Annotated in this window: 26 protein-coding genes; 8 read left to right on the top strand and 18 right to left on the bottom strand. The window is 76.4% G+C overall.

All coding sequences use genetic code 11. The features are described from left to right. Position 1 precedes the first annotated feature (1 nt). Entirely contained in the window at positions 2-1513 is a 1512-nt protein-coding gene (locus tag PHK61_RS12000) for a CocE/NonD family hydrolase (RefSeq protein WP_274281208.1), read from the bottom strand. An 88-nt stretch (positions 1514-1601) separates the two neighbouring features. On the opposite strand from PHK61_RS12000, the gene PHK61_RS11995 reads away from it, so the two are divergent. Further along, positions 1602-2186: a TetR/AcrR family transcriptional regulator gene (locus tag PHK61_RS11995; RefSeq protein ID WP_274281207.1), complete on the top strand. Its 585-nt coding sequence runs from the start codon at positions 1602-1604 to the stop codon at positions 2184-2186. A gap of 159 nt (positions 2187-2345) precedes the next feature. Here PHK61_RS11995 and ku read toward each other — a convergent pair whose 3' ends face one another. The 6 genes from ku to PHK61_RS11965 form a co-directional block, all read right to left on the bottom strand. Next, on the bottom strand, positions 2346-3311 hold the full coding sequence (gene ku, locus PHK61_RS11990) for a non-homologous end joining protein Ku (protein ID WP_274281206.1): 966 nt from the start codon (positions 3309-3311) through the stop codon (positions 2346-2348). A 5-nt stretch (positions 3312-3316) separates the two neighbouring features. After that, positions 3317-3631: a hypothetical protein gene (locus PHK61_RS11985; RefSeq protein ID WP_274281205.1), complete on the bottom strand. Its 315-nt coding sequence runs from the start codon at positions 3629-3631 to the stop codon at positions 3317-3319. A gap of 221 nt (positions 3632-3852) precedes the next feature. Further along, positions 3853-4848, bottom strand: a complete 996-nt coding sequence (locus PHK61_RS11980; protein ID WP_274281204.1) for an NAD-dependent epimerase/dehydratase family protein — start codon at positions 4846-4848, stop codon at positions 3853-3855. Then, positions 4845-6494, bottom strand: coding sequence for a fatty acid CoA ligase family protein (locus PHK61_RS11975; protein WP_274281203.1), 1650 nt, complete (start codon positions 6492-6494; stop codon positions 4845-4847). Before PHK61_RS11975 ends, PHK61_RS11980 begins: the two co-directional genes overlap by 4 nt. Continuing rightward, positions 6491-7396, bottom strand: a complete 906-nt coding sequence (locus PHK61_RS11970) for an alpha/beta fold hydrolase (protein ID WP_274281202.1) — start codon at positions 7394-7396, stop codon at positions 6491-6493. Before PHK61_RS11970 ends, PHK61_RS11975 begins: the two co-directional genes overlap by 4 nt. Next, positions 7393-8421, bottom strand: a complete 1029-nt coding sequence (locus PHK61_RS11965; RefSeq protein WP_274281201.1) for a 3-oxoacyl-ACP synthase III — start codon at positions 8419-8421, stop codon at positions 7393-7395. The genes PHK61_RS11970 and PHK61_RS11965 overlap by 4 nt, the downstream gene beginning before the upstream one ends. Positions 8422-8762: 341 nt before the next feature. Between PHK61_RS11965 and PHK61_RS11960 the strand changes: the two genes are divergently transcribed. Next, entirely contained in the window at positions 8763-11366 is a 2604-nt protein-coding gene (locus PHK61_RS11960; RefSeq protein ID WP_274281200.1) for an ATP-binding protein, read from the top strand. A gap of 19 nt (positions 11367-11385) precedes the next feature. Here PHK61_RS11960 and PHK61_RS11955 read toward each other — a convergent pair whose 3' ends face one another. The 8 genes from PHK61_RS11955 to PHK61_RS11920 form a co-directional block, all read right to left on the bottom strand. Continuing rightward, the gene (locus PHK61_RS11955) at positions 11386-12333 is read right to left on the bottom strand and encodes a DUF2188 domain-containing protein (protein ID WP_274281199.1); all 948 of its coding nucleotides are present in this window, start codon (positions 12331-12333) and stop codon (positions 11386-11388) included. 26 nt (positions 12334-12359) lie between these two features. Then, positions 12360-12935 (bottom strand): hypothetical protein, encoded by a 576-nt coding sequence (locus PHK61_RS11950; protein ID WP_274281198.1) that lies wholly within the window; start codon positions 12933-12935, stop codon positions 12360-12362. Between the two features lie 5 nt (positions 12936-12940). Next, entirely contained in the window at positions 12941-13486 is a 546-nt protein-coding gene (locus PHK61_RS11945) for a DUF6286 domain-containing protein (RefSeq protein WP_274281197.1), read from the bottom strand. Continuing rightward, positions 13483-13872, bottom strand: coding sequence for an Asp23/Gls24 family envelope stress response protein (locus PHK61_RS11940; protein ID WP_274281196.1), 390 nt, complete (start codon positions 13870-13872; stop codon positions 13483-13485). The genes PHK61_RS11945 and PHK61_RS11940 overlap by 4 nt, the downstream gene beginning before the upstream one ends. Then, complete coding sequence (locus tag PHK61_RS11935; protein WP_274281195.1) at positions 13869-14081, bottom strand: DUF2273 domain-containing protein; 213 nt, start codon at positions 14079-14081, stop codon at positions 13869-13871. The genes PHK61_RS11940 and PHK61_RS11935 overlap by 4 nt, the downstream gene beginning before the upstream one ends. A 20-nt stretch (positions 14082-14101) precedes the next feature. Then, positions 14102-14437, bottom strand: coding sequence for a hypothetical protein (locus PHK61_RS11930; protein WP_274281194.1), 336 nt, complete (start codon positions 14435-14437; stop codon positions 14102-14104). Beyond that, complete coding sequence (locus tag PHK61_RS11925; RefSeq protein WP_274281193.1) at positions 14434-14940, bottom strand: Asp23/Gls24 family envelope stress response protein; 507 nt, start codon at positions 14938-14940, stop codon at positions 14434-14436. The genes PHK61_RS11930 and PHK61_RS11925 overlap by 4 nt, the downstream gene beginning before the upstream one ends. Positions 14941-15266: 326 nt before the next feature. After that, positions 15267-16922 (bottom strand): NAD-dependent malic enzyme, encoded by a 1656-nt coding sequence (locus PHK61_RS11920; RefSeq protein ID WP_274281192.1) that lies wholly within the window; start codon positions 16920-16922, stop codon positions 15267-15269. 261 nt (positions 16923-17183) lie between these two features. Between PHK61_RS11920 and PHK61_RS11915 the strand changes: the two genes are divergently transcribed. Next, positions 17184-17492: a type 2 periplasmic-binding domain-containing protein gene (locus PHK61_RS11915; RefSeq protein WP_274281191.1), complete on the top strand. Its 309-nt coding sequence runs from the start codon at positions 17184-17186 to the stop codon at positions 17490-17492. A 21-nt stretch (positions 17493-17513) separates the two neighbouring features. Here the strand turns inward: PHK61_RS11915 and PHK61_RS11910 are convergent, their stop codons facing one another. Continuing rightward, positions 17514-18839 (bottom strand): DUF1254 domain-containing protein, encoded by a 1326-nt coding sequence (locus PHK61_RS11910; protein WP_274281190.1) that lies wholly within the window; start codon positions 18837-18839, stop codon positions 17514-17516. Positions 18840-18975: 136 nt separating this feature from the next. Here PHK61_RS11910 and PHK61_RS11905 point away from each other — a divergent pair, with 136 nt between their 5' ends. The 4 genes from PHK61_RS11905 (at position 18976) to PHK61_RS11890 (ending at position 22634) form a co-directional block, all read left to right on the top strand. Next, complete coding sequence (locus tag PHK61_RS11905) at positions 18976-19383, top strand: NUDIX domain-containing protein (RefSeq protein WP_274281189.1); 408 nt, start codon at positions 18976-18978, stop codon at positions 19381-19383. Positions 19384-19568: 185 nt separating this feature from the next. Next, entirely contained in the window at positions 19569-20717 is a 1149-nt protein-coding gene (locus PHK61_RS11900) for a hypothetical protein (RefSeq protein WP_274281188.1), read from the top strand. A gap of 60 nt (positions 20718-20777) precedes the next feature. Continuing rightward, on the top strand, positions 20778-21953 hold the full coding sequence (locus PHK61_RS11895) for a CaiB/BaiF CoA transferase family protein (protein ID WP_274281187.1): 1176 nt from the start codon (positions 20778-20780) through the stop codon (positions 21951-21953). Positions 21954-22040: 87 nt separating this feature from the next. Next, positions 22041-22634, top strand: coding sequence for a dihydrofolate reductase family protein (locus PHK61_RS11890; protein ID WP_274281186.1), 594 nt, complete (start codon positions 22041-22043; stop codon positions 22632-22634). Here the strand turns inward: PHK61_RS11890 and PHK61_RS11885 are convergent. Continuing rightward, the gene (locus PHK61_RS11885; RefSeq protein ID WP_274281185.1) at positions 22621-23331 is read right to left on the bottom strand and encodes a hypothetical protein; all 711 of its coding nucleotides are present in this window, start codon (positions 23329-23331) and stop codon (positions 22621-22623) included. The two genes, PHK61_RS11890 and PHK61_RS11885, sit on opposite strands and share 14 nt — an antisense overlap. Between PHK61_RS11885 and PHK61_RS11880 the strand changes: the two genes are divergently transcribed. Further along, the gene (locus tag PHK61_RS11880) at positions 23321-24376 is read left to right on the top strand and encodes a CHAD domain-containing protein (protein WP_274281184.1); all 1056 of its coding nucleotides are present in this window, start codon (positions 23321-23323) and stop codon (positions 24374-24376) included. The genes PHK61_RS11885 and PHK61_RS11880 overlap by 11 nt on opposite strands. Before the next feature lie 24 nt (positions 24377-24400). On the opposite strand, the gene PHK61_RS11875 is transcribed toward PHK61_RS11880, so the two are convergent. After that, entirely contained in the window at positions 24401-24736 is a 336-nt protein-coding gene (locus PHK61_RS11875; RefSeq protein WP_274281183.1) for a DUF1330 domain-containing protein, read from the bottom strand. Between the last annotated feature and the right edge of the window lie 108 nt (positions 24737-24844).

Genomic DNA, 24844 nt, shown 5'->3' with positions numbered 1-24844 from the left:
GCTACCCGGCGGGGATGACCGGCACCAGCAGGTGCGAGGCGTGCTCGCCGCCGACGTGGATCGTCGCGGCCGCGGGGCGGCGGAGCCCGGGATGGGTGTGCGCCATCATCCCCATGTCGGCGTCCTCGGTGAGCAGTTCCAGGCGCAGCCGCTCGCCCGGGGCGAGCGTGATGCTGGTCGGCCAGATCTCGATCTCGAGCAGGGTCGGCTCGCCGGGGACGAGCGGCGTCTCGCGGTCGTGGCGGTGCCACGGTCGGTGCGGCTCGGAGAGCTCCGCGTCGGTCTCGCGGTGCGAGGCCCGCAGCCACCCCATGGCCATCGGCAGCGGCCCGCCCTGCGGGCCGATCGCCGGGATCGGGTCCCCCGCGGCGTCGAGGTGCTGCAGGCGGACGAAGACGTCGAGGTCGTCCTGGTCGCTCGACACCCACAGCCGCAGGGCGGCCGGCCCGGTCAGCTCGAGCGGCTCGTCGACCGGGGCCGTCTCCAGGGTGGCGGGGTGGTCGATCTCGCCGGCGGCGCCGGGCGGCGTCCAGTCGAGCTGCTCCGTGTCGAGGTAGAGCTCGCGCCACCGCGTGCCCGGCAGCGGGAAGTCGGTGGCCTCGCGCCACACGACGTCGCGGCCGTGGCGGACGGCGAGCTGGACCGGGGGCACGCCGTCCATGCGCTCGGGCCGGTCCCGGAGGAAGCGGTCGAGGAACCGCAGCTGCAGCTCCTGGGCCCAGTCGGCGTAATAGGGGTCGATGTGGGTGCCGGTGTGCACCACGAGCCACTTGTCGGTCGAGGCGGCCCGGCGCCAGCCCTCGATGTTGCCGCGCAGGTGGAGGTGCAGGGGGCCCCAGTTGGCCGCGGAGAGCACCGGCACGGTGACGCGATCGAGGTCGGTGGTGCGGGCCCGGTGATAGTCGTCGAGCAGGGGGTGCTGCGGGAGGACCTCGCGCCAGTCGTCGCCCTCGCGGCCGGTGCGCTGCGGCTCGATCTGGCGGTCCCACCAGAAGTCGACGAACCCGTTGGCGTACAGGCCGCCCTGGTAGGCCATCTCGCGGTAGAAGTCGGTGGCGCCCTCCCAGGCGATCACCGCGGCCAGGTGCGGCGGGCGGAGCGCCGCGACGCGCCAGCCCATCATCGCCAGCCAGGAGATGCCGCTGGACGCCACCCGGCCGCTGCTCCAGGGCCGGCCGGCCGCCCACTCGACGACGTCGTAGAAGTCCTCGGCGTCCTGCGGCCCGTAGAGATCCAGCCGACCGGGGGACCCGCCGGTGCCGCGCGTGTCGGCCCGCAGCAGGGCGTAGCCGCGCGCGGTCCACCACACGGGGTCCGGGGTCTCCCAGACCATGTGCTCGTTCTGGGGGACGAGGTCGTAGAGCGGGTAGCGGTCGGGCCAGTGCACGTCCTTGCCGTAGGGGCTGATCGAGGCGATGACCGGGAACGGTCCGTCGCCCTCGGGGCGGAAGACGTCCACGACGATCGGGGACCCGTCGCGGGTCGGGACCGCGACGTCGCGATCGATCTGCATGGCTGCTCCTAAAGTCCAGTCGACCTGCGTCAGCAGTGTGCGGCCGGTGGGGCGCGAAAAGCAAGTCCGCTTGCGTTAGAGTGCCGGCATGGGCGGACCGGAGGTGAAGCGGCGACCCGGGGGCCGGTCGGCGCGGGTCCGGGCCGCCGTCCTCGATGCGACGTTCGCGCTCCTGCGGTCCCGCGGTCTCGAGGGCCTGAAGATCGCCGAGGTCGCCGAGCGCGCCGGGGTGCACGAGACGTCGATCTACCGCCGGTGGGGCAACCGGGAGAACCTGCTGCTCGACGCGCTCCTCGAGGTCACCGAAGGACTCCGCGTGCCCGACACCGGCGACCTGCGCGAGGACCTCACCGCCTACGCCCGCGACCTGGCCGCGTTCCTGGCCACCCCGCTGGGCCACGCGCTGGAGCACGCGCTCGCGGCCGCCGGCGACGACCCCGACGCGCAGCGCGCCCGCGACCGTTACTGGGACACGCGCTCCGCGCGCTCGCGGCAGATCGTCACCCGCGCGATCGAGCGCGGGGACCTGCCGGACACCGTCGACCCCCGCCTGGTCATCGAGATGCTCGTGAGTCCCGTGCACTTCCGGGTCGTGCTCACCCGCGAGCCGGTCGACCCCGACATGCCGGCGCGGATCGTCGACACGCTGCTCGGCGGGATCGCCCGGGGGTGAGCCGCGGTCGGCGCGCCTGCCCGGGTCCCCCACGTCACGGCCCACGCCCGCGAGCTCACCGGCCCCTGAGCCGGACCGTCCGGAGGCGGCTCCTCCGGTCGTGCACGTCCGCTGTCCCACGCCGCGTCGGTGCGTGGGTGCGTCGGTGCGTCGGAGCCGTCACGACGCCCGGGACGCCCCGCTCGCGTCGGCGACGGCGCGCGCGAGCTCGTCGCGGTTCATCCTCGAGCGGCCGGAGATGTCGAGCTCGCGCGCCCGGGCGGTGAGTTCGGCCTTGCTTAGGCCGGAGAGATCGTCGCCCTGCTCGCCCTGCTCGCCCTGCTCGCCCTGCTCGCCCTGCTCGCCCGCACCGGCCGCGTCCACGCTGCGGCGCAGGGCCTCCAGGAGGTCGCTGACCTCGGTGGCGTCCTCGGGCGCCTCGGCGGGCACGACCTCGCGCCCCTCGCGCTTGTCGGCGACGAGCTGCTCGACCCGCCGGGTGTAGGTGTCCTCGTACTGGTCGGGCTTCCAGGTGGTCGTCATCGCGGCGACGAGCTGGATCGCCGTGTCGAGCTCCTGGCGCTTCGGGTCCTCCTGCACCGGCAGCGACGAGAGCTGCTCGGCCGGGTCGCGGACCTCGTCGGCCCAGAACAGGGTCTGCAGCGCCAGCACGTCGCCGTCGGCGCGCAGCGCGGTGAGGTGCTCGCTCCCGTGCATGGTCATCGTGGCGATCCCGGCGCGCCCGCTCTGCGCGAGCGCGCGGCAGAGCAGGCCGTAGGAGTGCTCGTAGCGCTGGTCGCTCGGCGCCACCCAGTAGGTGCGGTCGAAGTACACGGGATCGATCTCGGCGAGGTCGACGAACTCGATGACGTCGATGGCCTGCGAGCGGCCGGGAGCGATCTCGCGGAGCTCGTCGGGCTCCACGACGACGATCTCGCCCTCCACCTCGCGGCCCTTGACCACGTCCTCGGTCGGCACCGCCTCGCCCGTGCGCTCGTTGATGCGCTGGTTGCGGACGCGGTCCGACGTGCCGCGGACGTACTGGTGGAAGTGGACCGTGTGGTCCTCGGTGGCGCTGTAGAGCCCGACCGGGATCGTCACGAGTCCGAAGGTGATCGCTCCGCTCCAGACCGAACGGGGTGCCATCACCGTCAACGCTCCCGTTCGAGGTGCGCCTGCACGGCGTCGCCGGCCTCGTTGAGCCACCCCCGCTCGCGGGCCTTGGCGAGCATGGCCTCGAAGTCGGCGTCCCATCCCTCGGGGACGCGGCCGGCGGCGAGGCGCCGCAGCGTGGCCACGGGGATCATGACGCTCTGGCGGTCCTCGGAGAGCTCGCCGGCGTCGTTGTCCGCGAGGACCTTCGCGATCGTGTCCGGTCCCAGGCGCTCCCAGTAGGACGCGTAGAGGTCGGTCGTGTGCTCGGGCAGCTTGAGCTCGACGCTGTGGCTCTCGATCGCGAGGTACATGGGGCTCTCCGGGAGGGTTCGGCGGCGCTGTCGGGCGTGGAGTACCCCACGGACGCCGCGATCCCCGCCACCCGACGCACCGCGGCGGGCGGCGGAGGTCCGACCACTGCGCCAGGACGACGGCGGCGAGGGTGACGAGCGGTGCGCGCACGCCCGGAGGTGTGGCGGGCCCCGCCACACCTCCGGGCATGCGCGCCAGCTTCGTGTCGCGGACCGGACGGTCAGGCCGCCAGCGCGCGGGCCAGGCGGTCGAGGCCGGCGTCGACGTCGACCCGCGGCCGGTAGTCGAGGTCGCGGCGGGCCGCCGAGATGTCGAACCAGTGGGTGGTCGCGAGCTGGCGCGCCAGGAACCGGGTCATCGGCGGTTCGCCGAGGTCGGTGATCCGCCCGAGGGTCCACCACGCCGCCTCGACCGCGGCACCGGCGGCCACGGCGACGGGGCGGGGCACGGTGCCGCGCACCGGGGGGAGACCGCCCGCCGCGAGGATCCCGTCCACGAGCTCGCGCACCGGGCGCGGGTCGCCGGAGGTCACGAAGTACGCGCGCCCCGCGCACGGCGCCCCGGGGCGGAGGTGGTCGACGGCGTCGAGGTGCGCGGTCGCGGCGTCGGAGATGTAGGTCGTGTCGATCAGCGCGGAGCCGTCGCCCACGAGGCGCAGGGTGCCGGCGCGGGCCCGGGCGAGGATGCGGGGGACGAGCTGGGTGTCGCCCGGCCCCCAGATGAGGTGCGGGCGCAGGGCCGTGGTCGCGAGGTCCGGGGAGTCGGCCGCGAGCACCAGGCGCTCCGCCTGCGCCTTGGTACGCGGGTAGGCGGAGTCGTAGCGCTCGGCGTAGGGCAGCGACTCGTCGCCGCCGACGATGTCGCCGCCGGCGTGCACGACGCTGGGCGTGCTGGTGAAGACGAAGCGCCCCACGCCCGCGGTGCGGCAGGCGTCGAGCAGCACGCGGGTGCCCTCCACGTTGCTGCGGTGGAAGTCCGCGTCCCGTCCCCACAGGCCCGCCTTCGCCGCGACGTGCACGACGACGTCCTGGCCGGCCACGGCGTCGCGGGCGGCGCACGGGTCGGCGAGGTCGCCGCGCAGCGTGCGCACGCCCTTCGCCGCGAGATCGGGGTACTCGCCGCGGGCGAGGCTCGTGACCTCGTCGCCCCGCGCGAGCAGGGCATCCACCACCGCGCCGCCGAGGAAGCCGCCGCCCCCGGTCACCAGCGCCTTCACGACGCCCGCTCCCCGCCCGCCCAGCGGGCCAGCGCCTCCCGGTCGATCTTCGAGTTGTGGCGGGGATCCACCGGCAGCGCGGGGTGGAACACGACGTCCTCGACGGCGCGCGTGCGGTCGTCCGCGCCGGCGACGCCGAGCAGCCGCGCCCGCAGGTCGTCGGTGGGGTCGGTGCCCGGGGCGGGCTCGACGACGAGGACGGGCCGGCGGACCGGTCCGGTGCCGAGACCCACGAGCGCGCAGCGCCGCACCGCCGGGTCCCGGTTGAGCACCTCCTCGCACGGCACGCTGTAGAGCGGTCCGCTCGTGGTGGGGACGACGTGCGACACCCGCCCGGCGAACCACAGCCGCCCGGCGGGGTCCCGGGAGGCGAGATCGCCCATGCGGTGCGCCGGCACCCCGTCCCAGTCGACCCGCGTCGCCGCGGTGGCCTCCGGCCGGTCGGCGTAGCGCCGGCTGACGACCGGGCCGCGGACCACCACCTCGCCGACCTCGCCCGCGGGCACGGCGAGCTCCGGGGTCAGGGCCTCGACGGGGCCGTCGACGACCCGCATCAGGGTCACGTCGACACCGGGCACCGGGCGGCCGACGCAGATGCCGTCGTCGGGCAGGTCGAGCAGCTCGTCGCTGCCGATCGTCGCGACGGGCAGCGCCTCGGTCGCGCCGTAGGGGGTGTGCACCTGGGCGCCGGCGCCGAGCAGCGTGAGCACCCGGCGCTGGACGTCGCGGGGGACCGGCGCGCCGGCGGAGATCACGGTCCGCAGCTCCGGGAGGACCGTGCCGGCAGGGGCGTCGCGGCCGAGCCGGTCGAGCACGGCGGGCGAACCGAACATGGTCGTCGCGCCCGTGCGCCGCGCCGCCCGCACGAGCCGTCCGGCGCGGACGCGCGCGGGGCGGGTCGGGTCCATGCGCGGCACGACCGTGGTCATCCCCAGCGCCGGCCCGAACAGGGCGAACGGCGGGAAGGTCGCGAGGCTCACGTCGCCGGGCCCGAGCCCGTACAGATCGCGGACCAGCGCGGCCTGGGCGACGAGGCCGTCATCGTGGTGCTCGACGCCCTTGGGCGGGCCGGTGCTACCGCTGGTGAAGACGATCGCGGCGGGGGAGCCCGCGGGGCGCTCCGCGGGCCGGTCGGCACCGTCACGCGCGCCGTGGCGCTCGAGGTGGCGCAGGGGCGTCGTGCCCGGGACCGGCAGCCCGCCGGCGGTGATCGCCAGCCGCGCGTCGGGGCACCAGCCCAGGGCGCGGCGCGCGAGGTGGGCCTTCGCGACGCCGGCGAACGCGTCGGGCGCGGCCTCGCCCAGGCAGCTGCGGACGCGGCGCAGCCCGATCCCCGGGTCGACCACGACCGGCACGGCGCGGGCCCGCATGAGCGCGTAGGCGAGGACGAAGAAGTCGGCGATCGGCGGGACCAGCAGCGCGACCCGCGCGCCCGGTCCCAGGCCGGCGGCGTGCAGCCCGGCGGCGACGTGGTCGACGCGCCGGTCGAGCGCGCCGAAGGTCACGGTGCGGGTGGCGTGCTCGCCGAGGACGGGCTCGAGCACGGCACGTCCGGGCGCCGGCAGGACCAGGGCCGCCCGGTCCGGGTCCGCCCGCGCCCGGTCGGCGAGCATCGCGTCGAGCGTGGCGACGGCGGTGCCGGTCATCGCCGGTCCAGGAACGCGTCGACCCGCGCGCCGATCGCCTCCGGCTCGTCCTCGAGCACGTAGTGGCCGGCGTCGGGGTAGCGGAACACCTCGGCGCGGGGGAGCCGGCGCTCGACGTGGGCGAGGATGTCGGCGTCGAACACGGGGTCCTTCATTCCCCAGTGGACCTGCACGGGGTGGGCGTCGAGCAGCGGGAGCCGCTCCTCGAGGCGCGCGAGCACCGGGTGGGCGGGGTCGGCGGGCCCGAGCGGGATGTCCTGCACGAAGGCGTGCACGGCGACCCGGTGCTCCGGGCGGTCGTAGGGCGCGAGCAGCCCGCGGCGGGCCTCGGCGGGCAGCCACGCCCGCCCGGTGCCCAGCACGAGCGCGCCGAGGGAGAACGCCCCGAGGCGGCGGACGAGCACGTCGCTGACGACCGGGAGGCGCGCGGCGCGCAGCATCCACGGCAGCCCGTGGTCGGGAGGCAGCGGGAACGCGCCGGTGTTCATGACGACGATCTCGGCGACGCGGTCGGGGTGCTCGGCGGCCCACGCCAGCCCGATCGGCCCGCCCCAGTCGTGGACGACGAGCGAGACGGGCTCGGTGAGGTCGAGGCCGTCGACGAACGCGGTGAGGTCGGCGACCCGCTGCGCGAGCGTGTGCGGGTGGTCGTGGCGCGACGGCTTGTCCGACAGGCCCATCCCGATGTGGTCGGGGGCGAGGACGCGCCGGCCGCGGGCGGGCAGCGAGCGCAGCAGCGTGCGGAAGTAGAACGACCAGGTCGGGTTGCCGTGCACGAGCAGCACCGGCGGCGCGTCGCGGTCGCCCTCGTCCACGTAGGACATCCGGTGGCCGCCGACGTCGGCGGTGCGCGGCGCGAAGGGGTAGCCCGCGAGCCCGGTCGCGGTCGTCGGGGCGCTCACCAGCGCACCTCGGCGGCCGCCGCGTTGATGCCGCTGCCGACGCCCATGAGCATCACCCGCGAGCCGTCGGTGACCGTGCCATCGGCCACCGCCTTGCTCAGCACGGTCGGCACGCCGGCCGGGCCGATGTTGCCGAACTCCGGGTACAGCGAGGGGAACCGGTCGGCGTCGAGCCCGAGCTGGTCGACCACGGCGCCGGTGTGGACCTTGCTCACCTGGTGCAGGCAGTAGGTGTCGTAGCCGGTGGCGTCCCAGTCGAACGACGCCACGGCCTCCTTCCACACCCGCCCGGCGAGCTCCATCCCCGCCTCGAGCAGGCCCTTGCTGTCGGTGCGCATCTCGTCGCCCTGGCCGACGCAGAGCCCGGCGTTGCCCCTGGTGCTCGCGCGCCCGAGACCGCCGACGAACCGGTGCCCGCCGGGGCCGTCGGCGCGGGAGAGCACCATCGCCACCGCGCCCGAGCCGACGGTCAGCGTCGCGAACTGCTCGTGGAACATCCGCCGCGTCGCGGCCTCGCCGGCGAGCCGGGCCACCGTGCCCTCCATGGCGAAACGGCTCGTCTCGCCGGCCACCACGAGGCCGTGGTCGATCTGCCCGGCCTCGATCATCGTCGCCACCAGGTTCATGCCGTCGAGGAATCCGAGACACGCATTGCCGACGTCGAAGTTGACGGCCTCGGGCGGCAGTTCCATCAGGCCGTGCACGATGCTCGCGGTGGAGGGCTCGAGGTGGTCCCTGCTCACCGAGGTGTTGATGAGCGCGCCGATCTCGTCCCGGCAGAGCCCGCTGTCGGCCAGCGCGCGCTCCCCGGCGCGGGCGGCGACCTCGCTGGGCATCGTGCCCTCGTCCCAGATCCGGCGTTCCCGGATGCCCGACAGGCGCTCGAGCAGGCCGGGGCCGATGCGCAGGCGCCCGAACGTGTCCGCGAGCTGGTCCTCGAGGAAGGAGGAGGTGACGACGTGGGGAGCATCGAGGTGCGCCAGACCGGCGATCACCACATCGTCGAAGCGCCGCGCGGATCTCATGCCCTGACGATGCGGTACGACGCGGCTCCGTGCAGGAATGCGGGGACGGCGTGAATTCGGCTACCGTGAGTCCTACGAATCCCGGTAACAGGCACATCCTGTCCGGAACTGCGCCACCCGGCAGAATGCCATTCCTGCCGATGCCTCAACGGCGCCGGTGCATTCGATGATCCACGATCATACTGGCTCCCGGACGGGAATCGGCTCGATCGTCGTGCGATCCATCCGACAATCGCCGGACGGCTCGGAGCGACCGCGGAACCCGTCCGGGCACGGAGCCTTCTCCGACGGTGGTGCGCACCGGCCGCCGTCCCCTAACGTCGGGTGCGGGGGTGCGTGTCATGCCGGTGGCGCTGCTGGAGCGGGACGACGAACTGGCCCTCCTCACCGCCGCCCTCGACCGGGCCGTCGCGGGCACGGGCGGTGCGGTCGTGCTGATCAGCGGCGAGGCCGGCGTCGGCAAGACCAGCCTCGTGCGCGCGTTCACCGCGCCGGCGCGCGGCGACGTCCGGGTGCTGCTCGGGGCGTGCGACGACCTGCTGACGCCGCGCGCGCTGGGCCCGCTGCGCGACATCGCCCGTGCGGGCGCCGACGCGCTCGAGGAGGCCCTGCGCGACGGGGACCGCGACGCGGTCCTCGCCGGGGCGCTCGCCGAGCTGGCCGACCCGTCGCGGCCGACGGTGCTCGTCGTCGAGGACGTGCACTGGGCCGACGACGCCACCCTCGACGTCCTGCGCTACCTGGGCCGGCGCGTCGCGGAGCTGCCCTCGGTGCTGGTGCTGACCTTCCGCGACGAGGAGGTCGGCGAGGCGCTGCGCCGGGTCCTCGGCGCGCTCGCCGGGCCGTGGGTGCAGCGGGTGGCGCTCGACCGGCTCTCGCGCGGGGCGGTCGCGCGGTGGGCCGGGGGCACCACGCTGACGTCGGCGACGCTCTACCGGCTCACCGGCGGCAACCCGTTCTACGTCTCCGAGGTGCTCGCGACGGCCGACGCCGGCGCCGACGTCGCCGTGCCGGCCACGGTGGTGGACGCGGTCCTCGCCCGGGCCCACCGGCTCGACGAGCGGACCCGCGGCGCGCTGGACCAGCTGGCCGTGGTGCCCGGCGCGGTGGAGCTGTCCCTGGCGCGCACCCTGCTGGGGGACCTCGACGTGCTGGAGCCGGCGGAGCGGGCCGGGATGGTCGAGGTGCGCGCCGACGCCGTCGCGTTCCGCCACGAGCTGGCCCGCCACGCGCTGGAGAACGCGCTCCCGGCGAGCCGGCGGATGACGCAGCACGCGCACGCCCTCGCCGCGCTCGCGGCCCGCCCGGACGCCGACCCCGCGCGGATGGTGCACCACGCGGCGGGAGCCGGCGACGACGCGGCGGTCGTCCGGCACGGGCCGGCCGCGGCACGGGAGGCGAGCCGGGTGGGCAGCTACGCCCAGGAGGTCGCGCTGCACGAGCACGTCCTCGCGCGCTCGCACCTGCTCTCGCCCGCGGAGCACGCCGCGGTGCTCCTCGCCTGCTCCACCGCCCACCAGAGCATGGACCAGCAGGCGCCCGCCCTGGCCGCCACCGAGGCCGCCGTGCGCCTGCGGGAGGAGCTCGGCGACCCCGTCGCGCTCGGCGAGGCGATGGTCCCGCTCGGTCCCGTCCTCTGGTCGCTGCTGCGCCCGCACGAGGCGCTCCGGGCCGTCCGGCGCGCGGTCGACCTGCTCCAGCCCGCGGGTGACGGCCCCGCGCTCGCCGTCGCCCTGAGCTGGAACGCGTGGATCGCCGCCGACACCGACCGGCGCGAGGAGGGTCTCGCGATGGCCGAGGCCGCCCTCGCCACGGCGCAGCGGGTCGGTGTCGCCGTGGTCGAGGCGCTGCCCCGCATGCTGCGCGGCGCCCTGCGCGTGCAGCTCGACGACCCCGACGGGATGGCCGACGTGGTGGCCGCCCGGCGCCTCGCCGAGACCGCCGGCCAGCACGTGTTCGTCATGTACACCCACGTCCTCGCCGCGCAGCACCTCGCGCTGCTCGGGCGCTGGACCGAGGTCGTCGGCGCGGTCGAGGAGGGCCTGGCGCACACCCGCGAGCGCGAGCTCGGCGTCTACGCCGACCACCTGCTCGCCCACCGCCACCGGTGGCTCGCGATACGCGGCGAGTGGGACGCCGCGGAGCGCGGGCTCCGGGAGGTCGTCGGGCGGCCCGACGGGGGCGAGACGATGGCGACCCGGTACAGCCTGCCGTGGCTCGCCCGCCTGCTCGTCCGGCGCGGGGCGGACGACGCGGAGGACGTGCTCGCGTGGGCCCTCGACCACGCCGCCCGCGCCGACAGCCGCCTCCTGCTGGTCCCGGCACTGCTCGCCGAGACCGAGCAGGCGTGGCTCACCGGGGACCCCGACCGCGCGCAGCGCGCCCTGACCCGGCTCGACGAGCGCACCGCCGCCCCGGGCCCGCGGCGCGACCGGGCCGAGGTCCTGCGCTGGCGGGCCCGCTGCGGCGCGGCGGCGACGCCGGACGCGGCGTGCCCGGAGCCGTTCGCGTCCGGGCTGCGCGGGGACTGGGCCGGTGCGGCCGCGGCCTGGGAGCGGCTGGGCGACCCCTACGAGCAGGCCCTCGAGCTCGCCGGCTCCGGCGACGTCGACGCCACCCGGCGCGCGCTGACCCTCCTCGACGACCTCGGCGCCGTCCCCGCCGCCGCGCGGGTCCGCCGCCGGCTGCGCGAGCTCGGGGTGAACGCCGTGCCTCGCGGCCCGGTCCCGGCGACCCGGGCCAACCCGTTCGGGCTCACCGAGCGGCAGCTCGACATCCTCGGCCGGCTCGCCCGCGGGCGCACCAACGCGCAGATCGCCGCGGAGCTGGTGCTGTCGGTGCGCACCGTCGACCACCACGTCTCCGCGGTGCTCGCCAAGCTCGGCGTCTCCACCCGCGGCGAGGCGGTCGCGGCGGCGTCGGCGCAGGGACTCGACACCGGCTGAGCGGGAGCGCCGACCCGGGTCAGCGCGGGGCGGTCCCGCGCACGCGCTCGCGGGCGGCGGCGCTGCCGCGCGTCGCGCCGACGCCGATCAGGTGCAGGCCGCCCGCGGCGACCGCACCGACGACGCGTCCGGTCAGGCGCACCGGGTTGAGGGCCCTCGCCAGCCCGTCGAGCGGGGCGGCCGCGGCCTCGGTGACGGCGTGGATGCGCTTCCCGACGCGGTCGGCGGCGTTCTCGGCCTCCTCGCCGACCTCCTCGCCGACCTCCTCGCCGACCCCGGCGCCGATCGTGGCGGCGCGGTCAGCCCCCGCGGCCAGCTGCTCGCCGGCCCCGCGGGCGGTCGCGTCCACGCGGGCGGCGGCCCGGCGCCCCGCGGCGCGGGCCTCGCCGGCGACCTGGCGGCCGGTGCGCCCGGCCTGGTCGGCGACCTGGCGGCCGGTGCGCCCGGCCTGGTCGGCGACCTGCTCGCCGGTGGTCCGCGCGATGCTCGCGGCGTCCTGCGCGGCCGCCGCGACGTCCTTGTCGCCCCGGCGCGCGGCCTCGACCTTATCGCCGAGGCCGGCGGCGGCCGCGGCGGCGGTGGCCCCGGCGCGCTCGGCGCCCGTGCGCGTCTGACCGGCCACCTTCTTCGCGGTCACCGCGGCGTCGTCGGCGACGTCGTCCGCGGCGTCGGACACCTCGGCCGCGGCGGCCTGCGCGGTGACGCGGGCCCCCGTGCCCGCCGCGCTCGCGGCCAGCGCGGCCGCGATGCGGTCGGTGTCGCCGGCGCCGGACCCGACGCGGCGGGTCTCGCGGACCACACCGTCGGTGCCGTGGACGACGACCTCGCCGCCGCCGTCGTTGGCGACGATCTCCACGGCGCGCTTGATCGCCTCCGCCTGGGTCGGGGTCTTGGCGCTGGGGCGCTGGGCGTCGGGCTTCTCGACGGCCCAGCCCTCGTCGGTGGGGGTGACGTGACGGTCGGACATCGTGGTGCTCCTTCGGCGGTGCGGGATCAGGCGACGCGGTCGCTGGTGCGGGTGCGGCCGGTGCGCAGGACGAGTCGGGTCGGGACGGCGGCGGCGCCGAGGGCGCGGCGCAGCCGGGGCAGGGCGTGCTGCTCGAGGTGCCCGACCGCGTCGCGCGCGTCGGCGTCCGCGGCGAGGTCGAGCTCGACGTACAGGGTCGGCCGGGGCGCCCCGTCGGTCAGGCGGACGCGGGCGTCGGCGATCGCGGCGTGACCGGTCAGGTCCTCGCGCACGGCTGCCGCGGTGACGCCGCCGGACACGCTCGTGCTGCCGGGGACGGGGCCGCCGGCGGGGACGGTCCAGGTGTCCCCGGGCGGCCGGCGGCGCGCCTGCGCGAGCAGCCAGCGCAGCCCGGCCAGGCCGACGACGACGCCCGCGGCGGCCGCGACCCACGGCCACCACGACGGCAGGGCGCCCCCGACCAGCGCGGCGTCGGTCGCGACGAGGGGCAGGCGCCCCGTGGCGATGCCGGCGACGAGGGCCGCGACGGCGAGCAGCACGAGCCCGGCGACGGCGAGCAGCGAACGGTTGAGGCGGGCGGGCGGGTTGGTGGCGCGGGCCACGGGGATCAGCGCTCCTTCCGGTCGGAGGTCACCGTCACGCGCAGGCGGGGACGGCGCGCCAGCCCGAGCGTGTCGAGGTCGGTGCCGACCGCGGTCGCCACCGCCTCGCGCAGCCCGGGGGTGCTGCTGCGGTGCGTCCGGGCCGCTACGCGCACGCTGCGGCGCCGGACCCGGGCGGTGGCGCGCTCGACGCCCTCGACGCCCAGCGCGCGGTGGCGCAGCCGCGCCGCGAGGTCGTGGCGGTGCCAACCGGCGGCGACGAGCTCGGGGACCGCGGGGTCGGCGAGCAGCGGCAGGACGTGGGTGCGGCCGGGCCACAGGCCGGCGACGATCAGCACCAGGCCGAGCGCCGCGGCGACGCCGGCGGCCACCAGGACGGCCGGGGCCTGCCAGGTGGTGCGTCCCAGCACGTCGGTGACGGTGTCGACGGGCAGCAGCGGGGTGCGTCCGAGCAGGACCTGGATCGCGCTCGTGGCCACCAGGGCGCCCGCCGCGAGGAGCACGAGAGCGGTGAGGGCCGCCGGGAGCGTCCGGCGGGAGCGGCGGATCACGCGACCACCCGCCCGGTGCGGCGGCCCGCGTCCCCGCCCGCGTCACCGTGCGGCAGGCCGGTCACGTCGACGTCGACGCGGCCCACGGTGAGCCCGGCGAGCTCGGCCACCCGCGCGCTGACGTGCCGGCGGGTGGCGTCGGCCGCGGCGGCGACCGGCGCGGGGTAGGCGATCGCGAGGGCGAGGCCGACGTCCAGCCGGTCCGGCGTGCGCCGGACCCGGGCGGTCGCGCGGCGGGTGCCGCCGACGCCGGCCAGGCCGCCGGCCCCGGGGACCGTGACGCCGTCGACCTCGCCGGCGGCCACGGCCACCAGCTTCTCGAGGACGCCGTCGGCGATGGTCAGCGTGCCGGGGTCGCCGGTCGCCGGGGTCGTCGCCGGGGTCATCGCCGGGCCCGTTCTCGGTCGGAGCCGGCGCCGCGCAGCTGCTCGGCGAGCTCGGTGAGGTCGAGCCGGCCGTCGGCCCAGCGGCCGACGAGCAGGCCGGCGAGGCCGAGCACGAGCACCAGCAGGAAGGCGCCGAACCCGCCGAACGCGCCGGCGAACCCGAGGGCCACGCCGAGGGCGAGGCCCAGCACGGTGTTGGTGGTGAACACGGGAACCTCCAGGGAGGGGGTCAGGAGACGTCGCCGACGACGACGTCGACGGGGTGGCCGGGGGCGCGGACGGCGACCGCGGAGCGCACCTGCTCGACGAGGCGTGGCAGGGGCGCGCCGTAGCGGGCGACGACGGTGACCGTGACCCGGGCGGGCTCGCCCGCCGTCGCGGTCACCCGGACCCCGGGGACGCGGCGGCCGGGCAGCAGGGTCGCGGCGGTGCCGTGGGCGCCGGCGTGCAGGCCGGCGACCAGCGGGCACGTGGTGACCGCCGCCGCGACCAGGTCGACGTCGACCCCGGCCACCACGGCCTGGTCGGCCGTGTCGCGTCGACCGGGTCCGGCGGGCCTGGTCACCGGACCCGGGCCGGCGCGGAGGTGGCGGCCTCGTCGCCGTCGCCGTCGCCGTCGTCGTCGCCGGGCAGGTGCAGGTCGACGACGTTGACGTTGACCTCGACGACCTCGAGCCCGGTCATCTGCTGCACCGCCGAGATCACGTTGCGGCGGATGGCGCGGGCGAGGTCGGCGATCGCGACGCCGTAGTCCACGACGATGGTCAGGTCGACCGCCGCCTGGCGCTCGCCGACCTCGACCGACACGCCCTGCGTCGTGGACGAGCGGCCGCCGGGGATGCGGTCGGTGATGGCCCCGAAGGCGCGTGCGGCGCTGCTGCCGAAGCCGTGCACGCCGTCGATCTCGCGGGCCGCGAGGCCGGCGATCTTCGCGACGACGCCGTCGGCGACCGTCGTGCGGCCCTGCGTGCTCTCGAGCGGCGACCCTCCGGTGGTGGCGGGGGTGACGCTGCTGCGCGGCGCGGGCGACGGGGTGGGGGTGCCGGTCGGGCTGGTCGGGGTGCTCATCGTCGGGTCCTTCCTGTCGACGGCTCGGCGGGCTGTTTCCGTCGAGCTCATTCGGTTGGACACGACCGACCGCCGATCCTCACGCCGCGAACCCCGTGATCACGGTCACCGTGCCGATCGGGCACGGCCGGTGTCCCACGGGGAGAGACGCCGTCGAGCCCGGAGGAGGGCGCGATGATCACCAGGAACGTCACCGCCGGATTCGCGGTCGGCACGGCCGCCCTCGGCGCGGCCGTCGTCGTCGGCGAGCAGGCCGCGTTCACGGCCCTGCTGGTGCTGACCTGCGCGGGGCTGGCCGCCGGACGCTGGTCGGACCGGGACCGCGCCTACGGCGTGCCGCCGTCGCGGTACGAGGGCTCCCAGCGGGTGCGCCGCACGGCGTCGCGCAGCTCCTCGTCCGACGCGGCGGGGGCGACGCCCTCGGCCACGGCCCGCCGGGCCACGGCGAGGGCGATGTCGTCGGCGACCTCGCGCACGTCCGACCAGCGCGGCAGCAGCGGTGCGCGCGGGTCGGTCAGCGCCGGCGACGCGTCGCCGAGCGCCCCGGCCGCGGCACGCATCATGCCGTCGGTGACCCGCGTGGCCCGCGCCGCGGTCACCGCGAGCCCCACCGCCGGGAAGATGTAGACGTTGTTGCACTGGGCGACGGGGATGTCGTCGCCCTCGTCACGGTGCAGCGGCGGGAACGGCGACCCCGTGGCGATGAGCGCCCGCCCGCCGGTCCACTCGCCGAGGTCCGCCGGACGGGCCTCGGCGTTCTCGGTGGGGTTGGACAGCGGGAACACGATCGGCCGGTCGACCCGGCCCGCCATCGTCCGCACGATGTCCTCGGTGAACGCGCCCTGGGCGGTGGACAGCCCGACGAGCACGCCCGCGGTCACGTGCGCCACCACATCGTCGAGCCCCGGCAGGCCCGCGACGCCCCACCCGGCGACGTCGGCCGGGTCGTGGGCGAAGGCCCGCTGGGCGTCGGAGAGGTCGTCCCGGTCGGTGGTGAGCAGGCCGCGGACGTCCACGACCCAGCAGCGCGCCCGGGCCTCCTCGGGGGACAGGCCCTCGTCGACCATCTCCTGGCGGACCATCTCCATGACGCCGATGCCCGCCGAGCCCGCCCCCAGCATCACGACCTGCTGGTCGCGCAGCGGCACGCCGGCCACCTCGGTCGCCCCCCGCAGCGCGCCGAGCGCCACCGCGGCGGTGCCCTGGATGTCGTCGTTGAACGTCAGCAGCCGGTCGCGGTAGCGCTCGAGGATCGGGTGCGCGTGGGGCGTCGCGAAGTCCTCCCACTGCAGCAGCACCTCGGGCAGCTCGGACTGCACCGCGGCGACGAAGGCGTCGACGAACTCCCGGTAGGCGTCGTCGTCGATGCGGTGGTGGCGCCAGCCCAGGTAGAAGGGGTCGTCGAGCAGCGTCGGGTTGTCGGTGCCGACGTCGAGCAGCACCGGCAGGGTGCGGGCCGGGTCGATGCCGCCGATGAGGGTGTACAGCGAGAGCTTCCCGACCGGGATCCCCATGCCGCCCACGCCCTGGTCGCCGATGCCGAGGATGCGCTGGCCGTCGGTCACCACGATGACGTCGACCTCGCGCTGCCGCCGGTTGCGCAGCGCCTCGACGAGGTGCTCCCGGTCGGGCCACGACAGGTACAGCCCCCGCGGGCGGCGCCAGATCTCGGAGAAGCGCCGGCAGCCCTCGGCGACGGTCGGGGTGTAGACCAGCGGCAGCGCGGTCGGCACGTCGGCCGCGAGCACCGCGTAGAACAGGCGCTCGTTCCGGTCCTGGAGCGCGCGCAGGTAGATGTAGCGGTCGAGGTCGGTGGCCTGGCGTCGCACCTCGCCCCAGGAGCGCCGGACCTGCTCGTCGAGCGTCGTCACCGCGTGGGGCAGCAGCCCCAGGATGCCGAGCTCGCGGCGCTCCTCGTGGGTGAACGACGTGCCCTTCGTGCGCAGCGGGTCGTCCAGGGCGTGCCCGGCGTCGTCGTCCATCCCCGCGCCTCCTCCCCAGGGCCCGTCGCACCGGGTGACGACGAGCGCGGCGCCTGCACCCTAGCCGGGCTGTGATCTGCGCGACCCGCCCTGGAGTGTGCCGTGACGGCACGGTCGACCGGCAGCGCGACGCCGGTGACGAAGCGCCTCGTCGGAGGCCAGCCACGCGACGGCGTTGCTGATGTCGACCGGGTCGGCCGTCGCGCTGGCCGACCTCGACGACGAGCGCCCCGTCGTCGACGACGAGACAGACGAGCAGTGGTGCGCTGGTGGGCGTGCGACCCCCGGCCCAGCGGGCGGCCCGTGCGCCACGGCCCCACGGTGCACACGCTCGACGAGCTGCTCGAGGTCGTCGCCGCCGGCGAGGCGATCGCGATCACCGGGGGCTCGGTGGCCGACAGCTACCGCCACCCGGAGGTCGCGTTCCTCCCCATCACCGACGCCGAGCCCTGCCCGATCTCGCTCGGCACCCGCGTCGACGACCGGACGCCGGCGATCGCGGCGCTCCGCCGGGCGATGCAGACCGTCCGGCGCGAGACCGGTGCCGACGGCGCGGAGGGCACGACCTGACCGCCCTCCCGGGGCCCGTCGTCACCGGACGGTCACCGGCGGCGGCGCCCAGGTGCCGTCGAGCACGGTCGGGCCCGGCGCGTAGAGGCGCAGCATGATGCGCAGGGGGCCGGCCGGGGCGGGCAGCCAGTTCGCGGTCCGCTCGCCGCCGGGGTCGGTGGGCCCGTAGTACAGGTCGATCGAGCCGTCGGGGTTGCGGTGCAGGGGGTCGCGGTCGCCGAGGGCGAAGCGGTCGAGCGCGTTCGGCGCCTGGAAGCCGTCGTCGTCGTACATCGTCACCGACCAGAACGCCTTGACCGGCGGGAGCTCCTCGGCGGCGAAGTGCTGCACGTAGTCCTTCTCGCCGACGATCGGCGCCCCGTCGGCGTCGGCCAGCGCCATCGGGTAGACGGCGTCCTCGGCCGCGTTGGCGCCCAGGCCGATCATCGTGATGATCGCGCGCTTGAGGTAGTCGTTGCCGTAGACGCCCATCGTCTCGGTGTTCATCGTCCAGCCGTTGACGATCCGCCCCAGCCGGGCCACGGCCGCGTGCTGGAGCTCGAGCGCCGCCTTCGCGCCCTCGTCGATCGCGGCGATCCGGTCGGGGTCGTGCGCGGCGGCGTCGAACTCCTCGCCGGGGACGATGCCGATCGCCGCCATCCGGGCGAGCACCGAGAAGTCCGTCGCGTGCGGCGGGTGGACGGCCAGGAGCCGCGCCGCGTAGGTGAAGAACTCGACGCCCTCGAGCCCGTTGACGACCGCCAGCGGCTCGTGGGCGAGGTCGAGGCCGGCCGGCGCGACCGACGGGCGGACCCGGGTCGTCGGCGGCGTGCCGTCGAGGGCCGTCAGGACGAGGCCGTCCTGGAAGGCGTTGACGGCCGCGTAGTCGGCGGGGCCGTTCGTCTGGGTCCGCCCGATCATCCAGGCCACCGACGTGGTCGCGCGGAGCACCTGCGCGCCATCGGGTGCCTGCCCGGTCCACCCCGGCGGAGCGATGACGAACCGGGACGCCTCGGTCCCGGTGGTGCGCCACCCCGGCGCGGCGAACACGTCGGTCCACATGTCCAGCATCGGGAGCAGGTAGTACCGCCCGCCGCTGTCGGGGACCTCGAGCAGCAGCGGCCCGTCCGCCAGGTCGATCCAGGCGCTGGAGTAGAGCGTGTCGAAGTTCGGCGCCACGACCGTGCGGAACTCCGCGGAGGGGAACTCCCGCAGGTGCGTGATCGTGTTCGGGGTGGTGTGCCCGGTGGCGGGGGTGGAGGTGTCGGTGAGCTGCATGCGGGTGACGTCCATGGTCACCAGCGGGTAGAGGTAGGCGTAGGCCTCCGCCGCCACGTTCCGTACCTCGTCCGGCGACAGCTCGATCATCGGCTCACTCCTCGACACGGCGGGTCCGAGGCGACGATCTCCGCCGACGGCCGTGGGGGCCTCACCCGAGGAGGATGACGCCCTCGCGGCGCACTCCCGGCGTCGCGCCCCGCCCCACGGGGCACCCTCCGGTGTGATGCGGAGCCGGGCGGCGGGCGGCGTGGTCGTCGATCCGCGCGGGTGCGTGGCCGTGGTCCGCCAGCGGGCCCGGACGTGGTCGCTGCCCAAGGGGCACGTCGAGGACGGCGAGGACGTGCTCGACGCGGCCCGGCGCGAGATCCACGAGGAGACCGGGCTCACCGACCTGGAGCTGGTGCGCGAGCTGGGGTCGTACACCCGGCCGGGTTTCCGCCACGGCCTCCCCGAGGCGAAGACGATCACGCTGTACCTCTTCCGTGCCCCCGCGACGACCCTGCAGCCCCTCGACCCGGCCAACCCGGAGGCGCGCTGGGTGTCCCCGGACGCGGTCGCGGGGACCTTGTCGAACCCCGCGGACGGCCGCTTCTTCCGGCGGCACGTGCGGCCCCTCCTGGACGGCGCCTGACTGTCCACACCCGGTTGCCGGGCCGTCGTTCGATCAGCTGGCGTAATAGCTTCGTGATCTGACGAAAATAGTCACGGAATTCGTCGCCCGGCCTTTCCCGGGGGAGCCGACGAGGGGAGGGTGGCCCCGCCGTGCGATCCGGGGGAGGTCCGGCGGGGATGCCTGTTCACCATGGCCGACACGAGATGCCGGGATGGCGCGGGTACCTCCCGGAGGGCATCGACCGCGCCGCGCGGTCGGGTCGCCGCGGCTCGGCCGTCCTGCGCCCGGGCCCGCGCCGGATGGTGGCGCTCGGTGCGCTCGCGGCCTGCGCCGTCGCGGCCGGCGCCGCGATCGGGACCCGGCCCGACGGGCCGCCCGGCACGTCGCCGGGCACGGCGGACGACGCCGCGTCCGCCCTCGCCCGGACCTCGGCGTGGACGCGCGAGGCGACGCCGGTGCTGGCGTCGATCGAGACCGAGCTCCGCCGGACCGACGAGGTCCGGCAGCGGTGGGACGGCTCGACCCTCGCGCGCCGCGACCCGTCGCCGCCGGGCGTGGTCGTCGCGCTGGTCGAGCGCCGCGCCGAGCTGGTGCACCACCGTGACGTCCTGCGCGGCGCGATGGCGGCGGTCCGCTCGGCGCCCGGCTCGGAGTCGGCGCTGGTGATCGCCTGGCCGCAGCTGCGCGCGGCGCAGGACCTGCTGCGGTCGCTGGCCTCCGGGCGCGGGGAGCTCGGCGACCCGGTCGAGGCGGCCGTGCTGCGCCTCGTCCGCGACGACGCGATCCCCGGATCGAGCGGCGGCGGGGCGCCGCGGTCGGGGTCGGCCGTCGACACCGTGACCCTCGCGCTGGCCGCCGTGACGTCGCCGGCCGTCGAGCGGGCGGGCGTGCCCGTCGCCCCGGCGGTGTCGGCGGTGTCGGGAGGGGTCGCGGACACCGTTGACACCGTGGACACCGTGGACACCGCCGACACCGTGGTCGCGGCGACCTCGTCGTCCACCGACGTCGCGGCGGCACCGGCGCCGTCCGCGGACGCCGGGACCGGTGCGCTGGAGGCGAGCGACGTCGTCGAGAGCCCCGTGGCGCGCATCGCGGCCGTCGCGTCCCCGAGTGAGCCCCCGAGTGAGCCCCCGAGTGAGCCCGAGCCCTCCGCGGACGAGGTCGGGTCGCCGGAGCCCTCGATGCTCAGCTTCGACCGCCCGCCGTCCGGGCCGACGGACCCGCCGACGGACCCGCCCGCGGAGCAGGCGGAACCGGAGGAACAGCAGGACGAGGCGCCCGCGGCGCCCGACCTGTCCGACGCGCTGATGGACGACGTGACGGACACCGGGACGGGCGACGCGACGATCTGAGGGATCCTGGCCCGGTCAGCGGCGCCGCCCGCGCTGCCGAGCGAGCCCCGAGGAGCACCGATGCCCGCCGAGAGCGACACCCCGTCGGGCGAGGGGCCACTGGCCGGCGTGCTCGTGGTCGAGCTGGGCCAGGCGATCGCCGCCCCGCTCGCGGCCCGTCACCTCGCGGACCTCGGCGCGCGCGTGGTGAAGGTCGAGAGCCCCGGGGTCGGCGACACCGCGCGGCACTACGACGGGGCGGTGCACGGCATGGCCGCGCACTTCGTGTGGCTCAACCACGGCAAGGAGTCGGCCGCGCTCGACCTCACCGACCCGGCCGACCGGGCGGTGTTCGACCGGCTCCTCGCGGGCGCCGACGTGCTGATCAGCAACCTCGCGCCCGGTGCGCTGGGCCGTCTCGGGCTGGCGCCGGACGCCCTCGCCGAGCGGCTGCCGCGCCTGGTCGTGGTGGACATCTCCGGCTACGGCGTCGGCGGGCCGATCGACCACAAGCGCGCCTACGACCTGCTCGTGCAGGCCGAGGGCGGGTCGTGCGCGCTCACGGGCACGCCCGGGACGCCGGCGAAGTCCGGGATCCCGGTCGCGGACGTGGCCACGGCGCTGTACGCGTACTCGGCGGTGCTCGTGGGCCTCTACGACCGCCACCGCACCGGGCGGGGGACGGTCGTGCCCATCGCGATGCTCGACGTCGTCGCCGAGACCATGGGGTTCGCGCTCAACCAGGTGCTCTACGGCGGACCGGAACCGCAGCCCGTCGGGATGGGCTCGCCGATGGTCGCGCCCTACGGGGCCTACGACACCGCCGACGGGCAGACGGTGGTGCTCGGGACGTCGAGCGACCGCGAGTGGCAGCGCTTCGCCCGCGACCTGCTCGAGCGCCCCGAGCTGGTCGCCGATCCCCGCTTCGCGCGCAACGCCGACCGGGTGGCGCGCCGCGACGAGCTCGACGGGATCGTCGCGGCCTGGTGCGCGGCCCGCGACCTCGACGCGGTCCAGCAGCGCGCCGACGCCGCGGGGATCGGCAACGCGCGCCTCAACGGCGTCCGGGACCTGGCCGGGCACCCGCAGCTGGCGCAGCGCGGCCGGTGGCGGGAGGTCGCGTCGCCCGTGGGGCCCGTCCACGCGCTGCTGCCCCCTGCGCTGGGGCGCGGGTGGGCCGTGCGGGGCGGACCCGTCCCCGCCCTCGGGGAGCACACCGACGCGGTCCGCGCCGAGTTCCGCCCCGACGACGACTGAGCGGCGTGTCGAACGGGAGCCGGCCCGTTCGTCGCGGAGACGAGGGGCCGGCAGCGGGTCGGTCCCCGGTCCGACGGAGGGCGAGCCATGACGGCCACCTACACCTTCGACGTCTTCTCCAGCCTCGACGGCTACGGCTCGTACGGCGGTGACGGCGACTGGGGCGGCTACTGGGGCAAGCAGGGCCCCGAGCTGCTCGAGCACCGGCTCGCGTCGTTCGCCACCGAGCACCGGATGGTCTTCGGCGCCACCACGTTCCGCCAGTTCGTGGCGATGCTGGCCGAGAGCACCGACGAGTCCGAGGTGCGCGACCCGTGGGTCGACCGCATGCGCAGCATGCCGATGACCGTGGTGTCGTCCACGCTGCAGGGCCCGCTGGACTGGCCGGACGCGACCGTCGTGGGCGGGGACGCCGTCGACGTCGTCACCCGGCTCAAGCAGGAGTCCGACGTCCCGTTGCGCTCGCACGGCAGCCTGTCGATGAACTGGGCGCTGATGGCCGCCGGGCTCGTCGACCGTCTCCAGATCACCATCTTCCCCGTGATCACGGGCCGGACCGGTACGGAGCCGGTGCTGCGGGGCGCGGACGACTTCGACCTCCAGCTGCTCGAGCACCGGACGCTCGACGGCGACATCCAGGAGCTCGTCTACCGGCCCACCCGGCACGTCAGCGGGGGCTGACGCGGGCCGGTCGTCCCGCGCGCAGCGCGGCGACGGCATCCCGGGCGAGGGCGGAGCGATCGATCGGGCCGTCGTGGAAGCGCGCGGCGGCGCGGTCGTCGCCCGCCCGGAAGAAGGCGCCGCCACCGCGCACGACCCGGCCGTCGACGACGAGGACGCCCTCGTCCCACAGGTCCTGGACGAACTGTGCCTGTGCCTCGGCGTTGAGGTCGCGCCACCGGGTGCGGCCGCGCCGGAGCTCGGCGCGCCAGTCGTAGGCGCCACCGACCCGCGCCGTCCCGGAGCGGGCCTGCGCCGCGAGCGCGTCCACGGTGTACCGCGCCCCGCGGGTCCGGTACTGCCACACGTGCACGGCCTCGTGCACGAGCAGGCCCGGCGACCACCGGCCCTTGAGGTAGATCGTGGTCCCGAGCGTGAAGGGGTGCGGCACGAGGTCGAACAGCCCCGCCCGACCGTCGACGATCCGGAGGTCGTCCAGCGCCACGGCATCGTCGAGGACGAGCTGCAGGATCGCGCGCTCCCCGGCCGTCAGGGGCCGGGCGGGGCCCTGCAGCGACGGCCACCGGCGCTGCACCGAGGCCACCAGTCGACCGGCGGTGAGCACCACGGCGCCGGCGACGACCGCGGCGCCCGAGATCGGCAGCCGGCGCACGATCGCGCGGGCGATCCTCGGGTACAGGGCCTCCGTGTCGAACACCGTCTCCGCCTCCACCCTGGTCCTCGCCGCGATCCGCGAGCGGGTGGCCGCCCTCCACACCGCGACCGAGCCCGAGAGTGCTCCCGCGGTCGACGACGTGCCCGCCGGGACCGGGAGCGAGGCCGGGTCGGACCTCGGGGCGGACGGCGGCTCGTCGGTGACGGTGCCGGCCGCGGAGGACGAGACCCCCGACGACGAGCCCGTCCGTGCCGCGGGCGGGCCGGACGGCCCGGGCGGGCCGGACGTCGAGCGCCTCGCCGAGGCGCTCGCCGACCTCGACGCGGTCCTGACCGGCTTCGCGTCGCTCATCGAGGGCGGCGAGCTCCCCGCGCTGCGGGCGGAGCTGTCGTGGGCGCGCTCGACGGTGGAGGAGGCCCGGGCCCTCGACGGCACGATCGAGCTCCTCGAGGACCTCGTCGAGGACCTCGACCCCTCGCTGCGCCAGGGTCCGGTGGAGGCCCGGATCGGGATCGTGGTCACCGCGCGCGCGGCCGAGCGCCGCGACGCCGTCACCGCGATGCTCGCCCGGCCCGAGTGGACGAGCCTGGTCGCGCACGCCGACCAGCTCGTGCTCACCGCGCCGATCAGCGGCCGCAAGCCGAAGAACGCCCCCCGCGTCCTGGCCCGCGCGCTCGCCGACGCCGACGCCGCGGCGCGGGAGGCGGCCGCGGCGGCCGTCCCGGACACGGAGGGAGCCGACCGCGCGGGCGCGACCCGCCTCGACCCGGTGGCGGCGGCCGCCCACACGGTCGCGGCGACCGCCCGGGTCGCCCGCGGGGTCCTGGGCAAGCAGGCCCGCCGGCTCGGCGACGCCGCCGCCGCGCTGGCCACCACCACCGAGGAGTGCCGCCGCAGCGGGTCGGTGACCCACTGGCTGGTCGACCTCGCCGACCTCGCCCACCGCGCGGGGGAGCCGAGCTTCAGCTACGGCGTGCTCCACGCGGAGGCCACCGCCCGCCGGGAGGCCGCCGACGAGGCCCTGGCCGGCGCCGTCACGGCCTACACCCGCCCCAAGCTGCGCAAGTGGCTGGCCGACGCCTCGTAGCGCCCCGCGCCGAGCGGCCGGCCCTCACCGGTCCCGGTCGTTGAGCACCGGACGCAGGTCCTCGAGCTTGTCGTAGGCCCACCAGAGGTAGTTCTCCGTCCCGCCCTCCCGGAGGGGATGGAGGTCGACGTGGTCCGGGTCGTCCTTGAACGCCTGGAACGCCTCGGGCGAGGGCCACTCGACCAGGACGAGCACCTGGCGGGGCGAGCCGCCCGTGCTGGGCGCGCTGCTGCTCAGGCCGCCGAGTGCGACGACGCGGCCGCCGTGCTTGCCGACGGCGGCGGCGGACCGCTTCGAGTAGGCCTTGTAGTCGTCGTTCGGGGCGAGGTCGAAGAGGTTCAGCGCATACACCGCACTCATGGCCGCAGTGTTCCACCGGCCCGGCGTCGGCGGCGCATATAGTGCTGTGTTGACGGTCGTGGATCAGCCGTCATACGCTCCGCGGCGGTGGACGACGGCCATCCGGGG

Origin of the sequence: Actinomycetospora lutea (assembly GCF_028737205.1) — a bacterium.
Taxonomy (GTDB): domain Bacteria; phylum Actinomycetota; class Actinomycetes; order Mycobacteriales; family Pseudonocardiaceae; genus Actinomycetospora; species Actinomycetospora lutea.
The sequence above is the reverse complement of the archived record's forward strand: the minus strand, read 5'-3'. Positions and strand labels throughout refer to the sequence as shown.

Excerpts from the sequence above, each read along its gene's own strand:
- PHK61_RS11910 (WP_274281190.1), bottom strand. The coding sequence starts at position 18,839 with ATGATCGAGCTGTCGCCGGACGAGGTACGGAACGTGGCGGCGGAGGCC.
- PHK61_RS11905 (WP_274281189.1), top strand. The coding sequence starts at position 18,976 with ATGCGGAGCCGGGCGGCGGGCGGCGTGGTCGTCGATCCGCGCGGGTGC.
- ku (WP_274281206.1), bottom strand. The coding sequence starts at position 3,311 with ATGGCACCCCGTTCGGTCTGGAGCGGAGCGATCACCTTCGGACTCGTG.
- PHK61_RS11965 (WP_274281201.1), bottom strand. The coding sequence starts at position 8,421 with ATGAGATCCGCGCGGCGCTTCGACGATGTGGTGATCGCCGGTCTGGCG.
- PHK61_RS11875 (WP_274281183.1), bottom strand. The coding sequence starts at position 24,736 with ATGAGTGCGGTGTATGCGCTGAACCTCTTCGACCTCGCCCCGAACGAC.
- PHK61_RS11975 (WP_274281203.1), bottom strand. The coding sequence starts at position 6,494 with ATGACCGGCACCGCCGTCGCCACGCTCGACGCGATGCTCGCCGACCGG.
- PHK61_RS11925 (WP_274281193.1), bottom strand. The coding sequence starts at position 14,940 with ATGAGCACCCCGACCAGCCCGACCGGCACCCCCACCCCGTCGCCCGCG.
- PHK61_RS11960 (WP_274281200.1), top strand. The coding sequence starts at position 8,763 with ATGCCGGTGGCGCTGCTGGAGCGGGACGACGAACTGGCCCTCCTCACC.
- PHK61_RS12000 (WP_274281208.1), bottom strand. The coding sequence starts at position 1,513 with ATGCAGATCGATCGCGACGTCGCGGTCCCGACCCGCGACGGGTCCCCG.
- PHK61_RS11985 (WP_274281205.1), bottom strand. The coding sequence starts at position 3,631 with ATGTACCTCGCGATCGAGAGCCACAGCGTCGAGCTCAAGCTGCCCGAG.
- PHK61_RS11995 (WP_274281207.1), top strand. The coding sequence starts at position 1,602 with ATGGGCGGACCGGAGGTGAAGCGGCGACCCGGGGGCCGGTCGGCGCGG.
- PHK61_RS11900 (WP_274281188.1), top strand. The coding sequence starts at position 19,569 with ATGCCGGGATGGCGCGGGTACCTCCCGGAGGGCATCGACCGCGCCGCG.
- PHK61_RS11955 (WP_274281199.1), bottom strand. The coding sequence starts at position 12,333 with ATGTCCGACCGTCACGTCACCCCCACCGACGAGGGCTGGGCCGTCGAG.
- PHK61_RS11895 (WP_274281187.1), top strand. The coding sequence starts at position 20,778 with ATGCCCGCCGAGAGCGACACCCCGTCGGGCGAGGGGCCACTGGCCGGC.
- PHK61_RS11890 (WP_274281186.1), top strand. The coding sequence starts at position 22,041 with ATGACGGCCACCTACACCTTCGACGTCTTCTCCAGCCTCGACGGCTAC.
- PHK61_RS11940 (WP_274281196.1), bottom strand. The coding sequence starts at position 13,872 with ATGACCCCGGCGACGACCCCGGCGACCGGCGACCCCGGCACGCTGACC.
- PHK61_RS11920 (WP_274281192.1), bottom strand. The coding sequence starts at position 16,922 with ATGGACGACGACGCCGGGCACGCCCTGGACGACCCGCTGCGCACGAAG.